Source organism: Streptomyces sp. NPDC051907 (genome assembly GCF_040681075.1).
In the GTDB taxonomy this organism is placed as follows: Bacteria; Actinomycetota; Actinomycetes; order Streptomycetales; family Streptomycetaceae; genus Streptomyces.
Genome location: NZ_JBFAYB010000021.1, coordinates 76,959 through 90,610, shown reverse-complemented (window position 1 = coordinate 90,610; position 13,652 = coordinate 76,959). Strand labels below are relative to the sequence as shown.

Annotated in this window: 8 protein-coding genes and 1 pseudogene; 4 read left to right on the top strand and 5 right to left on the bottom strand. The window is 74.5% G+C overall.

Going from position 1 to position 13,652, the window contains the following annotated elements:
* Positions 1–85: 85 nt before the first annotated feature.
* The gene (locus AB0M39_RS14720; RefSeq protein ID WP_365364034.1) at positions 86–1,243 is read right to left on the bottom strand and encodes a nucleotide disphospho-sugar-binding domain-containing protein; all 1,158 of its coding nucleotides are present in this window, start codon (positions 1,241–1,243) and stop codon (positions 86–88) included.
* A 239-nt stretch (positions 1,244–1,482) separates the two neighbouring features.
* On the opposite strand from AB0M39_RS14720, the gene AB0M39_RS14715 reads away from it, so the two are divergent.
* Genes AB0M39_RS14715 through AB0M39_RS14705 form a run of 3 tightly spaced genes read left to right on the top strand, consistent with a single transcriptional unit; the run spans position 1,483 to position 7,264 of the window.
* A complete protein-coding gene (locus tag AB0M39_RS14715) occupies positions 1,483–5,154 on the top strand; it encodes an ABC transporter ATP-binding protein (protein ID WP_365364031.1) in 3,672 nt (1,223 codons plus the stop codon).
* Positions 5,151–6,209: an iron chelate uptake ABC transporter family permease subunit gene (locus AB0M39_RS14710; RefSeq protein WP_365364029.1), complete on the top strand. Its 1,059-nt coding sequence runs from the start codon at positions 5,151–5,153 to the stop codon at positions 6,207–6,209. Before AB0M39_RS14715 ends, AB0M39_RS14710 begins: the two co-directional genes overlap by 4 nt.
* A complete protein-coding gene (locus AB0M39_RS14705; RefSeq protein ID WP_365364026.1) occupies positions 6,206–7,264 on the top strand; it encodes an iron chelate uptake ABC transporter family permease subunit in 1,059 nt (352 codons plus the stop codon). The genes AB0M39_RS14710 and AB0M39_RS14705 overlap by 4 nt, the downstream gene beginning before the upstream one ends.
* Before the next feature lie 112 nt (positions 7,265–7,376).
* Here AB0M39_RS14705 and AB0M39_RS14700 read toward each other — a convergent pair whose 3' ends face one another.
* The 4 genes from AB0M39_RS14700 to AB0M39_RS14685 all read right to left on the bottom strand — a co-directional run bounded on the left by AB0M39_RS14700 (position 7,377) and on the right by AB0M39_RS14685 (position 13,170).
* Positions 7,377–11,330 (bottom strand): amino acid adenylation domain-containing protein, encoded by a 3,954-nt coding sequence (locus AB0M39_RS14700; protein WP_365364023.1) that lies wholly within the window; start codon positions 11,328–11,330, stop codon positions 7,377–7,379.
* Positions 11,327–11,557, bottom strand: a complete 231-nt coding sequence (locus AB0M39_RS14695; protein WP_365364021.1) for a phosphopantetheine-binding protein — start codon at positions 11,555–11,557, stop codon at positions 11,327–11,329. The genes AB0M39_RS14700 and AB0M39_RS14695 overlap by 4 nt, the downstream gene beginning before the upstream one ends.
* Positions 11,558–11,562: 5 nt before the next feature.
* Positions 11,563–12,204 (bottom strand): isochorismatase family protein, encoded by a 642-nt coding sequence (locus tag AB0M39_RS14690; protein WP_365364019.1) that lies wholly within the window; start codon positions 12,202–12,204, stop codon positions 11,563–11,565.
* Positions 12,205–12,384: 180 nt separating this feature from the next.
* Positions 12,385–13,170 (bottom strand): 2,3-dihydro-2,3-dihydroxybenzoate dehydrogenase, encoded by a 786-nt coding sequence (locus AB0M39_RS14685; RefSeq protein WP_365364017.1) that lies wholly within the window; start codon positions 13,168–13,170, stop codon positions 12,385–12,387.
* A gap of 286 nt (positions 13,171–13,456) precedes the next feature.
* Here AB0M39_RS14685 and AB0M39_RS14680 point away from each other — a divergent pair.
* Positions 13,457–13,594, top strand: a pseudogene (locus AB0M39_RS14680) (5-methyltetrahydropteroyltriglutamate--homocysteine methyltransferase); the annotation flags it as partial.
* Between the last annotated feature and the right edge of the window lie 58 nt (positions 13,595–13,652).

The window sequence follows — 13,652 nt, the reverse complement described above, 5'->3', positions numbered from 1 at the left end:
GCCAGGGGAGCGCCCGGCTGGGCGCCGGTCGACACGGCCGCGGCCGGGTCGTGGGAGGCGCCCCGTGCGGTGGGGGCCGTGCCGTTCACCCCTCGCTCCCGTCGGTGCGTCGGGCGCGCGCCAGCTCCACGAGCCGTACGACGACGTCGGCGGGGCTGGGCATCGCGGCCATCTCGGCCGCCGCGGCACGGGCGTTGACGCGGAGCGTCTCGTCGCTCAGCAGCTGCTCGACCAGCTTGGGGGTGAGCGAGGCGGGCCCGTCGGGGACGAGGCCGCAGCCCCTGGCGCGTACGGCCGCGGCGTTCGCCGGGCGGTCGGCTCCCTCGCCGAGGACGATCTGGGGGAGTCCGGAGTCGAGGGCGGTGAGGGTGGTGCCCGCGCCGCCGTGGTGGACGACGGCGTCGCAGGCGGCGAGCAGCGCGCCCAGCGGTATCCAGGAGACGGGCCGGACATTGTCCGGAAGCGGCCCCAGCGAGCTGAGGTCGGCGCCGCCGAGGGCCAGGACGAACTCCGCGTCGATCTCGCGGGCCGCGTCCACGACCCACTGCACGGGCGAGACGCCGTCGACGACCGGCCGTACGGTCCCGAGGGTGACGGCGATCCTCGGCCGGTCCGTCTTCTCGTAGAGCCAGTCGGGCAGGGCCGCGCCGCCGTTGTAGGGCACGTACCGCAGGAACCAGCGGTTCGGCTCGTCGGTGCTGCTCATGGACGGAGGGGCGACATCGAGCCAGGCCGCGACGGGCTCGGGGCCGTCGAGGCCGTGGCGGGCGTAGGCTTCCGCGAGGGTGTTATTGATCATGCGTACATGCGCGCCGGTGTGCCCGAAGCCGACGGCGTGCAGCACCGAGGGAACGCCCAGCTTCGCGGCCACGAGCTGGCCCACGACGCCGAGGGGGGTGTGCACCACGAGGTCCGGTCGCCAAGTTTCGGCCACTTTCACCATGTGGTCTGCCATCTCGTCGCTGAAGAAGGAGAAACCCCTCCCGCGGGGCGGCTCCTCGCCCTCGCCGGGGGCGGGCGGCTTGCGTCCTCGGCGGTCCTTCTCCATCTGGGCGTACAGGGCGTCGGGGTCGATGCCCGGCGCGCAGTCGACGACGGGCAGCCCGGCGCGCGCGGCGTGCTCCACCGCGGCGCCGCACGTGCCGACGAGCACCTCGTGGCCCGCGGCGCGCAGCGCGTGGGCCAGCGGAACCATGGGATAGAGCAGCCCGAAGAAGGGCGGCCCGGCGAACAGGACACGCATGTCTCCCCGCTTTCATCTGTACTGTTGACCGCCTGTGACGCACCGTCAAAAGTGGTCGTGGCAAGGTGCGCTGGCGGTCGGCGAGCCGTCGTGGGCGAGCGTGATCGAGCCACCCGGAGCAGCTGATAGTTAGCTTAGCCTAAGCTAACTTCGTGCTTACTGGATCAACGACACCCCCCAGAACTGACTCTGGCTGGATACGACGGCTGGCCGCCGCGTGCCGCAGCCGTCCGAAGCTCATGGCCGCCGTTCTGCTCAGCTCCGTATTCGGCACCGGACTCGAGGCGTTCGGGCCCCTGCTGGCCGGCATCGCGGTGAACGACGCGGTCGCCGGCCGGACCGACCGCATCGGCCCGCTCGTCGCACTGCTCGCCGTACTGGCCCTCGTCCAGTTCGGCGCGGAGTTCACCCGCCGCTTCTACGCCGGCAAGCTCGCCCTCGCCGTCCAACACCAGCTGCGCACCCAGGTGTTCGACGCGGTGCAGCGCTACGACGGCGTGAAGCAGGACGCCCTGCGCACCGGGCAGGTCGTCTCCCGCGCCAACAGCGACCTCCAGCAGGTCCAGGTCATGCTCGGCATGCTGCCGATCCCCATCGGCGTCAGCGCGCTGTTCCTGGTCTCCGTCGCCGCGATGCTCTACCTCTCCGCGCCGCTCACCGTCGTCGCCCTGGCCGTCGTCCCCACGCTCGCGCTCGTCGCCGCCCGCAGCCGCAAGCGGCTCGTGCCCGCGACCCGCGGCGCACAGGCACGGGCCGCCGCCATCGCCGAGCACGTCGAGGAGACCGTCACCGGCGTACGCGTCGTCAAGGGCTTCGGCCAGGAGAACCGCGAGACCGCCCGGCTCACCGCCGCCGCCCGCCGCCTGTTCGCCCACCGCATCCGGGTCTCCCGCCTCCAGGCCGGCGCGACCGCGACCATGGCCGCGCTCCCGCCCGCCGGACAGGTCGCCGTGCTCGCCCTCGGCGGCGCCCTCGCCCTGCGCGGCGCCATCGACGTCGGCACCTTCCTCGCCTTCGCCGGCTATCTGACCCTGCTCGCCGGACCTGCGCGACTTCTGGCCAATTTCACCATCACCGCCCAGCAGGCCAGGGCCGCCGCCGAACGCGTCTACGAACTCATCGACGCCAAGCCCGACGTGACGGACGCGCCGCACGCCGCCCCCGTCCCCGACGGCCCGCTCGAAGTCGAGCTGCGCGACGTGACCTTCGGCTACGCGCCCAGCGACCCGGTGCTCAGCGAGGTCTCCCTCACCGTCCGCGCGGGCGAGACGCTCGCCGTCGTCGGCCCGCCCGGCTCCGGGAAGTCCACCGTCTCCCTGCTGCTCAGCCGGTTCTACGACCCGCAGAACGGCAGCGTCCGCATCGGCCCGCCCGCAGCGAGCGCCGACGTCAAGGACATCGCCCTCGACTCCCTGCGCTCAGCCGTCGGAACCGTCTTCGAGGACCCCTTCCTCTTCTCCTGCTCCATCCGCGACAACATCGCCTACGCACGGCCCGACGCGAGCGACGACGACGTGCGGGCCGCCGCCGAGGCCGCCGGAGCACACGCCTTCATCAGCGAACTCCCCGGCGGCTACGCCACCGAGGTCGGCGAGCGCGGACTGGGCCTGTCCGGCGGACAGCGCCAGCGCGTCGCCCTCGCCCGAGCGCTGCTCTCCGCGCCCCTCGTCCTGGTCCTCGACGACGCGACCTCCGCCGTCGACCCGGCCACCGAGGCGGCCATCCAGTCCACCCTGCGCGCCGTCGCCCAGGAGCGCACCACGGTCCTGATCGCCCACCGCCGCTCCACCCTCGCCCTCGCCGACCGCATCGCCGTCCTGGACGGCGGACGCCTCGTCGACGTCGGCTCCGAAGCCGAACTGACCGCCCGCTGCCCGCTCTTCAACGAACTGCTCGCCGGCGCCAGCGGCTCCCTCGACGAGCGCACCGCCCCGCCCCGGCACGCCGTCGACGGCATCACCCCCGACCTGTGGCCCGACCGCCCCGACGCCGCAGGGCCGGCGCCCGACGACGTACCCGACGACGACCCCCGGCTCGACGACGGCGAACTGCGCGCCCACGACGAGAAGATCTCGCTGCGCCGACTGCTGCGGCCCGTACGGCTGCCGCTGCTGCTCGGACTCGCCCTGCTCGTCGTCGACACCGCCGCCGCGGTCGCCCTGCCGCTGCTCGTACGCCACGGCCTCGACGAGGGCGTCGGCGCCGACGACTCGGCCGCCCTCGCCCTCTCCGCGGTCCTCGCCGCCCTCGCGGTGGCCGTCGGCTGGGCCGCGTTCACCCTCCAGGGCCGCGTCACCCGGCGCGCCGGCGAACGCGTCCTGTACGGACTGCGCGTGCGCGCCTTCGCCCAGCTCCAGCGGCTCGGCATGGACTTCTACGAACGCGAGCGCGGCGGCCAGATCATGACCCGCATCGTCAACGACGTCGACGCGCTCTCCGCCTTCCTGCAGACCGGACTGCTCACCTCCGTCGCCTCCCTGGCCACCGTGACCGGCGCGATCTGCGCCATGACCCTCGTCCACCCGCCGCTCGCGCTCGCCGCACTGGCCCTGCTGCCGCTCGTGATCACCGCCGCCTTCGTGTTCTGGCGGCTGTCGTCGGCTGCGTACGACGAAGCCCGCCGCCGTATCGGCGAGGTCAACTCCAGCCTCCAGGAGAACGTCAGCGGACTGCGCACCGCGCAGGCCCACGTCCAGGAGAAGGGCTCCGCACAGGACTTCGGCCGGCTGTCCGAGGCCTACCGCGCCGCCCGGCTGCGCGCCCAGCGCTACGCGTCCGTCTACTTCCCCGCCGTCAACCTCTGCGCCGAGCTCTCGCGCGCCCTGGTCCTGCTGACCGGCACGACCCTGGTCGCGGACGGCGACCTCAGCTCAGGCGTGCTCGTGGCCTTCATGCTCTATCTGGGCATGTTCTTCGCCCCGATCCAGCAGCTCTCCCAGGCGTTCGACAGCTACCAGCAGGCCTCCGTCGGCCTGCGCCGCACGGTGGAGCTGCTGCGCATCGCCCCGTCCGTGCCGGAGAGCGCCGACCCCGCGCCCCTGCCGGAGCGGCTGGCCGGCCGCGTCGAGCTGCACGACGTCACCCACTCCTACCCCGGCGCCGAGGCCCCCTCGCTACGCGGCGCCGCGCTGACGGTCGAGGCGGGCGAGACCGTCGCCCTGGTCGGCCCGACCGGCGCGGGCAAGTCCACCGTCGTCAAGCTGCTGGCCAGGTTCTACGATCCCGCCGCCGGCCGGGTCACCGTCGACGGCGCCGACGTCCGCGACTGGCCCGCCTCCGGCTACCGCCGGCTCATCGGCTACGTCCCCCAGGAGGCCCACCTCTTCACCGGCGACATCGCCGACAACATCCGCTACGGACGCCCCGACGCCACCGACGCCGACGTCGAGGCCGCCGCGCGTGCGGTCGGCGCGCTGGAAGCCGTCGCCGCCCAGCCGTACGGCTTCCGCCAGCCGGTCGGCGAGCGCGGAGCGTCGCTCTCCGCCGGTCAGCGGCAGCTCGTCGCCCTCGCCCGCGCCGAACTCGTCGACCCGGGGCTGCTGCTGCTCGACGAGGCCACCGCCTCGCTCGACCCCGCCACCGAACAGGCCGTGGCACGCGCGGGAGAGCGACTGGCCGGGCGGCGGACGACCGTCGTCGTGGCCCACCGGCTCGCCACCGCCGCCCGCGCCGACCGGATCGTCGTCCTGGACCAGGGCCGCGTCGCCGAACAGGGCACCCATGAACAGCTGCTCGCCCAAGGCGGCGTGTACAGCGGGCTGTGGAAGCACTACACGGCGGGAACGGAGACCCGCCAGATCGGTGCCCCGGAAACGCCGACGCCGACCGACGCCCCGGAAACACGGACGCGCATCGACGCCCCCGTAGCGGAGGCGCACATCGCCGCTCCCGAGACGGAACGGACCCGATGAGCGCCACCGCCCAGACGCTGCGCGGCGCCGACGCCGACGAATCCGCGCCCACACCCGCCCGTCGGCGCGCCGCCCTGCGCGCCGGCGGCCTCCTCCTCGGGCTCGTCCTGCTGGCGGCGGCGGTCGCGGCGAGTCTGGCCGTCGGCGCCAAGCAGATCCCCCTGGACCAGGTCCTCTCCGGCCTGTTCGACCCGTCGGGCGCCAAGAACGACGGCATCGTCCGCGGACTTCGCCTGCCGCGCACCCTCATCGGCATCGCGGCGGGCGCGGCCCTCGGCGTCGCCGGGGCGCTGATGCAGACCCTCACCCGCAACCCGCTCGCCGACCCCGGGCTGCTCGGGGTCAACGCGGGCGCCTCCGCCGCCGTGGTCACCGCCATCAGCCTGTTCGGCATCCGCTCCTTCGACGTCTACCTGTGGTTCGCCCTGGCCGGCGCGGGCGCCGCCGCCGTCCTGGTCAACCTGCTCGGCGGCAGCCGCACCGCCACCCCCGTCCGGCTCGCCCTCGCCGGAACCGCCGTCAACGCCGCCCTGTTCGGCTACGTCAACGGACTCCAGCTCGTCGACCTCGGCGCGCTGGAGACCATGCGCCACTGGGCCATAGGCACGCTCGCGGGACGCGACGCCGGCCTGCTGCTGAAAGCCCTGCCCCTGCTGGTCGCGGGCGCGCTGCTGGCCTTCGCCCTGTCCCGGCCGCTCGGCGCGCTGGCCCTCGGCGACGACTCCGCCCGAGCGCTCGGCGCGCACGTGGGCCGCACCCGGGTGCTGTCGATCGTCGCCATCACCCTGCTGTGCGGCGCCGCGACCGCCGTCTGCGGGCCCATCGGCTTCGTCGGCCTGATGATCCCGCACGCGGTACGGGCCTTCACCGGACCCGACCCGCGCTGGCTGTTCCCCGCCTGCGCGCTCTACGCGCCGGCGCTCCTGCTCGCCTCCGACGTCGTCGGACGCGTCGTCGTGCCGCCGTCCGAGATCGAGGTGGGCATCGTCACCGCCTTCGTCGGCGGGCTGCTCTTCATCCATCTGGTCCGGCAGCGGAAGGCAGTCCAGCTGTGACCCTGCTCAAGTACACGAGCGTCGCACGGGACCATGTGCGCGCCCCGGGCGGCTGGTCCCTGCGCTACGACCGGCGGTCCCTGGCGGCGTGCACCGCCCTGATGCTGATCGCGGCCGCGGTGACGGTGCTCGCCGTCGGCAGCGGCCGCTACCAGCTCAGCCCCTGGGAGGTGGTGCAGACGATCGCCGGCGGGGGACCGCCCGGCGCCGAGTTCATCGTGCTGGACCTGCGGCTCCCCCGAGCCCTGGACGGACTGCTCGTGGGCTTCGCGATGGGCATGGCCGGCGCGGTCTTCCAGTCCCTGTCCCGCAACCCGCTGGGCAGCCCGGACATCATCGGCTTCGGCAACGGCGCCTCGGCCGGGGCCCTGGTCGCCATCATCGTGCTGGACGCCGGAGCGCCGCAGACCGCGCTCGGAGCGGTCTTGGGCGGACTGGCGACGGCCGTCGCCGTCTATCTGCTCGCCTTCAAGCGGGGCGTGCACGGCTACCGGCTGATCCTGGTCGGCATCGGCGCGTCCGCCGTGCTGGGCTCGGCGACCAGCTACCTCTACGTCCGGGCGGACATCGGCAAGGCCGCGCAGGCGGCCACCTGGATGGTCGGCTCGCTCAACGGCCGCGGCTGGAGCGACGTATGGATCGCCGTGATCGGTCTGGCCGCCGTGGCGCCCGTCGTGCTGCTGTACGGGCGCCGGCTCACGCTGCTGGAGATGGGCGACGACACCGCTGCGGCGCTCGGCGTCGCTCCGGAGCGCAGCCGGCTGGTGCTGCTTGCGGCGGGGACCGGTCTGACCGCCATGGCGGTCGCGGCGGCCGGCCCCATCCCCTTCGTCGCCCTCGCCGCGCCCCAGCTGGCCGCGCGCATCACCCGCGCCCCCGGCCCGAACGTGCTGCCCGCCGCGTGGACGGGCGCGGTGCTGGTCGCGGGGGCCGACTGGGCGACCCAGCGGATCACCGACTCGGCGCTGCTGCCCGTCGGCGTGGTGACCGGAGTCGGCGGCGGGATCTACCTCGCCTGGCTGCTCCTGCAAGAGCGCCGCTCAGGACGCCTGTAGCGGGCGGCCCCGGCGGGGCGGCGCCGCCCCGCCGGGGCCGCCGTGCGCGTCGACCGGCAACGCGCGTCGAGGGACGGCGCCGGACCGCGCCGTCCCTCGACGCCGGGGCGCGTCAGCCGTCGAGCTCCCTCAGCCGGGCGGCGAGCACCGCCGCGATCGGCTCGATGTAGGGGGACTGGGTCATCTGCGGGTGCAGACAGCCGACGTCGTGGTTGTGCACGGCGCCGCTGACGTACGGCGACCACGCCTCGCGCGTCAGCCAGTCCTCCGCCCGGGGCGCGGTCGCCGTGAAGAACAGCGTGTCGCCCTCGAACACCCGGTGGTCGTGGGTGCGCATCAGCCGGGCGTTGTTGACCACGATGTCGACGACCGCCGACAGGGTCCGCTCCGACAGCCCGGCCAGCGCGCTGCCCTCCCGCTGAAGGGTGGCCAGCACGTCCTCTCGGGTCAGCTCGCCGCCGCGGTCGAAGCCGGCCATCCGCAGCAGCGCGGTCAGGGCGTCCGTCTCGCTCGGGACGGCCTGGTCGCGCCACTGGTCGGAGGGGTAGGCGTCCAGCAGCGCCAGCAGCTCCACGCGCTCGCCCGCCTCCTGGAGGCGCACGGCGACGGTGTGCGCGAGCACCCCGCCGACGGACCAGCCGAGCAGCCGGTAGGGGCCGTGCGGCTGGACGCCTCGGATGTGCTCCGCGTAGTCGGCCGCCATCTCCTCCATGGTGGCGGGGAGCTCCTCGTCGTGGACGAGCCCGCGCGCCTGGAGTCCGTACACCGGCTGATCCGGCGCCAGACGCGAGAGCAGCCCCGAGTAGCACCAGCTGATGCCGCCCGCGGGATGCAGGACGAACAGCGGGGTGCGCTCGCCGCGGGCGCGCAGCGCCAGCAGCACGCCCAGCGCGTCCTGCGATCCGCCGTCGTCCCCGGCGCCCAGCCTCGCGGCGAGCGCGGCGGGCGTGGGCGCCTGGAAGAGGGCGCCGATCGTCAGATCCCTCCCCAGCGTCTCGCGCACCCGCCGCACCAGCGGCGCGGCCAGCAAGGACGTGCCCCCCAGGTCGAAGAAGGCGTCGTCCACGCCCACCGACTCCAGCCCCAGCGCGTCGGCGAACAGCCGGGCGAGGGTCTCCTCCAGATGGCTCGCCGGCGCGCGACCGCTCCCCGCGGCGGCGGAGGCGGGCGCGGGCAGCGCCTTGCGGTCCAGCTTGCCGTTGGGGCTCAGCGGGAAGTCGTCCAGGACGACGATCGCGCCGGGGACCATGTAGTCGGGCAGCGCGGCCGTCAGCCGCTCGCGCAGCGCCGCCGGGTCCGGTGCGGCCCCCGGCCGGAGGTCGGCCGCGGTGACATAGCCGACCAGCCGCTGGTCGCCGGGCCGGTCCTCGCGCACCAGCGCGCACGCCGCCGCCACGGCCGGATCCGCGGCCAGCGCCGCCTCGATCTCGCCGAGTTCGATGCGCAGGCCGCGCAGCTTGACCTGGTGGTCGGTGCGGCCCAGATACTCGACCTCGCCGTCCGCGCTCCAGCGCGCGAGGTCCCCGGTGCGGTACATGCGCGCGCCCGCCGGGCCGAACGGGTCGGCGACGAACCGGGACGCGGTCAGGCCCGGCCGGCCCAGATAGCCGGAGGCCAGCTGCGCGCCCGCGAGATAGAGCTCGCCCAGGACGCCGGGCGGACACGGCGTGAGCGCCGCGTCCAGCACGTACAGCCGGGTGTTCCAGACGGGCCGGCCGATCGGCACCGGACCGGTGTCGCCGGGCCGGCAGCCGTGGTACGTCACGTCGACGGCGGCCTCGGTCGGCCCGTACAGATTGTGCAGCGGCACGTTCGGCAGCACCCGGGCGAACTCCTGCGCCGTCTCGCGCGCCAGCGCCTCGCCGCTGCAGAACACCTGGCGCAGCCCCGTGCAGGACGCCGACTCCGGCTCGGCGAGGAAGACCTGGAGCATGGACGGCACGAAGTGGCAGACGCTCACGCCCTGTTCGCGGATCGTCCGGGCGAGGTAGGCCGGGTCCTTGTGGCCGCCGGGCTCGGCGACGACGAGCGCCGCCCCCTCGCGCAGCGCCCAGAAGAACTCCCACACCGACACGTCGAACCCGGACGGCGTCTTCTGCAGCACCCGGTCGTCGGCGGCCAGCGGATACGCGGACTGCATCCAGCGCAGCCGGTTGTCGATCGCAGAGTGCGGCACGACCACGCCCTTGGGGCGGCCGGTGGAGCCCGAGGTGTAGATGACGTACGCGGGATGATCGGGCGTCAGGGCGCAGCCCGGCGCGGTGTCCGGGTACCCGGAGAGGTCGAGGCCCTCCAGGACCGCGGTCGGCACGTCCGAGGCCGGCGCCCGGCCGGGAGCGTCGACGACGACGCAGGCCGGAGCGGCGTCCTCGACCATGAAGGCGAGCCGGTCCGGCGGATAGTCCGGGTCGAGCGGCAGATACGCGCCGCCCGCCTTGAGCACCGCCAGCAGCGCCACGACCAGCTCGGCGGAGCGGGGCACGGCGACGGCGACGACCGACCCCGGCCGCACGCCGAGGGCGACCAGATGCCGGGCGAGCCGGTTGGCGCGGGCGGACAGCTCGGCGTAGCCGATGGTCTGCCCTTCGGCGACGAGCGCGGGCGCGCCTGGGGTGCGGACCGCCTGCGCCTCGAACGGAGCGAGGAGCGTCGTGGGCGGCGCCGGTCTGGCGGTGTCGTTGAACTCCGCGAGGACCAGGTCCTGTTCGGCCTCGGACGCGAGGCTGTGCGCCGCGAGCGGGATCTGCGCGTCGGCGTCGGCGAGACGGGAGAGCAGATCGAGGAACCGGTCCTGGTGGACGGCGAGTTCGTGCTCCTCGTAGAGCTCGGGATTGCCGTCGTAGTCGATGCGCAGCCCGGCGCCGTCGGCCCGGTCGTAGACGTTGACGGTCAGATCGTCGACCGGGCCGGCGGAGAGGTTGTGGGCGTCGGAGGGCGCTCCGGCGAACTCCAGCCCGTAGTCGAACGGCATCACGTTGACCAGGGGCCCGACCAGGGCCCGGCGTCCGCCGAGCAGGGAGAGGTCGCGGCGGATGTCCTCGTAGCGGTAGCGCTGGTGGCGGCGGGCCGCGCGGATGCCGAGGACGACCTGCCGGATCAGCTCTGCGAACGTCGCCTCCGGGGCGACGGTGAGCCGCAGGGGCAGCACGTTCATCACCATGCCGGGGATGCGGAGCGCCGCCGAGCCCATACGGCCCATCAACGGGAGGCCGAGGACCACCTCGTCGGAGTTCGTGGCGCGCGAGAGGTACAGCGCCTGGGCTGCGATCAGCACTTCGGGCCAGGTGGCGCGGACGGAGCCGGCCAGCGCCTTGATCCGGTCGGTGACGTCGGCGCCGATGCGCACGGTGCGCCGGTGGAAGGTGCGCGAGGGCAGCGCGGTGCGGGCGGCCAGGCTGGGCGCCTCGGGGCGGTCGGCGAAGACGTCGCTCCAGTGCGCCCGGTCGGCGTCGAACGCCTCCGACGCGCGGTACGCGGCGTCCTCGGAGACCAGGTCGGCGAGCCGGCCGAAGGGGCTGCCCTCGGGCTCCCGGCCGGCGGCCAGGGCGCTGTACACCTGGGCGACCCGCCGTGCGACCAGCGAGTACCCGAAGCCGTCCAGGACGATGTGGTGCACCCGCTGGTACCAGAGCCAGCGGCGCTCGCCCACCTGGAACAGGGCGTGGCGGAACAGCGGCCCCGCCGCCAGGTCGAAGGGGCGCGCCAGGTCGTCGTGCATCCACGCCCCGGCGACGGCGTCCGGGTCGCCCTGGTCGCGCAGGTCGGCCGCGTGGAGCGGGAAGCCGTGTCCGGGCGGCTCGATCTCCAGCGCGAACTGCCGCGGCCCGTCCGCGCCCTCCTCGACCCGGACCCGCAGCGCCTCGGTCTCGCCGACCGTCCGGTGCAGCGCCTCGGCGAAGAGCACCGGGTCGAGCGGGCCGTGGATCTCTATGCACTCCGCGGTGTTCTGCGCGGGGCTGTCCGGGTCGAGGGCCTGGGCGAACCACATGCCGCTCTGGGCGGCCGTGAGCGGCATGCCCCGCGCACCGGCCTCCGCCCGGGGCGCGGCGGTGTCGGCGAGGGTCATGAGACGGCCCCCAGCAGCTTCGCCCAGACCTCGATCGAGGGCCGTTCGGCGAGGTCGACGAAGGTCGTCTCGACGCCGTGGTCGCGCCGCCAGCGCTCGACCAGGCTCATGATGCGGATCGAGTCCAGGCCGTAGTCGACAAGGTTCTCGTCGTCGGGCAGGTCCGCCGGGTCCTCGCCGAGCGCGTCGGCGACGTCCTCGCGTATCTGCTGAAGCGTCAGAGCCATGGTCCTCAGGCCCCCTCGACGCCGCGGACGAGCGTGTCGGTCGTGGCGACGACGGCGCACCGCCCGGCTGCCCAGCGCAGCGCCATCTCGTGCTCGGCGGCGGAGAAGTCGGCGACGGCGTCGGCGGCGACGAACGCCTGGACGTCCCGCATCCACGCGTCGCAGGCGGTCGTCATGACGCCGATATGGGCGTAGACGCCGCAGATCACCAGCTGGTCCCGGCCCAGCTCGGCGAGCCGCTCGGCCAGGTCGGTGCGGGCGAACGCGCTGTACTTCCACTTGGTGAGGACGATGTCCCCGTCCTTGGGCGCCACGGGCGTCGCGATGGCCGCCGCCTGCGGGTCGTCGGGCAGGCCCGCGCCCCAGAAGTCCTGCTGGAGACCTCGCTCGAGCGGGGTCTGTCCGCCCGGCTGAGCGGAGTAGACGACGGGGACGCCGGCCGCGCGGCAGGACGCGGTCAGCCGGCCGACGTTGTCGAGGAGCTCGGTGAGCGGCGCGGCGTCCTCGGCGAACGCGCGCAGGAAGTAGTTCTGCAGGTCGTGCACGAGGAGCACGGCCCGGCTGGGGTCCACGGTCCACTCGACCCTGTTCGCGGGGAGGGAGTCCGGGGTGGGCATGGGGTAGGGGGCGATGGCAGGGAGCGCCATGGGTTCGGTGCCTTTCAGTGGTGCGCGAGGGGAACGGGAAACGGGCGGAGGCGGGCGGGCCCGGTCAGGGCTGAGCGCAGGCCGGGCGCGCGGGCGGACGGGCGTCGCCGCTTCGGCGGCCCGCGCGGGGGCCGGGTTGGGGGAGCGCGCGGGGGAGCGGGCGGGTTCGTGGGCGCGGGCTCACACGCGCAGCGTCGCGCCGCCGTCGACGTACAGGTCGTGCATGGTGATGTGGCGGGCCCGGTCGGAGACGAGGAAGGCGACGGCCTCGGCGACGTCGACGGGCTCGGCGAGCCGGCCGAGGGGGATGCCGACGCGGTAGGCGGACGGCTCGCCGTCGATGACGCGGCTGCGCGCCTCGGGGTCGCTCCACAGCTGCCGCTGCATCGCGGTGTCGGTGGAGCCGGGCGACACGACGTTGCACCGCACGCCGCTGCGGGCCAGTTCGAGGCCGAGGCACTTGGTGAAGAGCGTGGCCGCCGCCTTGGACGCGGCGTAGGCGGCCATGCCCGCGCGCGGGACGCCCGCCGCGTTGGAACCGACGGTGACGATGGAGCCGGCGCCCCGGGCGGTCATCTTCCGGGCCGCGGCGCGGGAGAGGCGGAAGACGCCGGTGGAGTTGACCGCGAAGGTGTCGTCCCAGTCCTCGTCGGTGAGGTCCACGACGCGGGAGGGGCGCAGCACTCCGGCCACGTTGACGAGGATGTCCAGCTCGCCGACGGTCCGTTCGGTCTCCTCGACCAGCCGGTCTACCGCCGCGTGGTCGGTGACGTCGACGGCGCGCGCGGCGATCCGGTCGCTCCCGTACTCCGCCTCCAGGGCGGCGATTCCGTCGGCGGCCCGGTCGACCGCGACGACGGAGGCGCCCTGGTCGGCCAGCAGCCGCGCCACGGCCTCGCCTATGCCCTGGCCGGCGCCGGTCACCAGCGCCGTCCGCCCGGCTAGTTCGGGTTCCCGTTCCCGCACACCGCACCCCTCACAGAGATCGACTTAGGGTTGCCTAACCTAACATGCTGCGGGGTGAGTGTCAGGCCGCGGCACGGGCGCGCGCGGCGAAGTGGCTTGTCTCCAGCGTTTGTTGGCCGGGTCTGGGCAGGGCGGCCGCCGCGGACGGCTCGCCCGGTCGGCCAGAAAGGCGCGTGGCGAGAGGGAATCTGGTGGAGATCACTGCCCTGCGGCGGCAAGGGGGAACGCCGCTGTCGTACGTACGGGACTGGGGCCGGTCTGGGAAGCGACGGCCGGCAGATCGCCCCTGCTGCGCAAGGGACTTGAGGCCATGAGGGCCGAGGGGCTGTGGGCCAACTTCGACTGCGGGCTCAAGACCCGCGGCCGGCCCGAGATCCGCACCTCGCTGGAGCACCTCGTGGCCGCGGTCCGCTCCGAGGTCTGACACACGGGAACACCGGGGGGGGGGGGGCGGGGCGGGGCCGCCCCCCCCGCCACGGCCG

Excerpts from the sequence above, each read along its gene's own strand:
- AB0M39_RS14720 (WP_365364034.1), bottom strand. The coding sequence starts at position 1,243 with ATGCGTGTCCTGTTCGCCGGGCCGCCCTTCTTCGGGCTGCTCTATCCC.
- AB0M39_RS14715 (WP_365364031.1), top strand. The coding sequence starts at position 1,483 with ATGGCCGCCGTTCTGCTCAGCTCCGTATTCGGCACCGGACTCGAGGCG.
- AB0M39_RS14710 (WP_365364029.1), top strand. The coding sequence starts at position 5,151 with ATGAGCGCCACCGCCCAGACGCTGCGCGGCGCCGACGCCGACGAATCC.
- AB0M39_RS14700 (WP_365364023.1), bottom strand. The coding sequence starts at position 11,330 with ATGACCCTCGCCGACACCGCCGCGCCCCGGGCGGAGGCCGGTGCGCGG.
- AB0M39_RS14695 (WP_365364021.1), bottom strand. The coding sequence starts at position 11,557 with ATGGCTCTGACGCTTCAGCAGATACGCGAGGACGTCGCCGACGCGCTC.
- AB0M39_RS14690 (WP_365364019.1), bottom strand. The coding sequence starts at position 12,204 with ATGGCGCTCCCTGCCATCGCCCCCTACCCCATGCCCACCCCGGACTCC.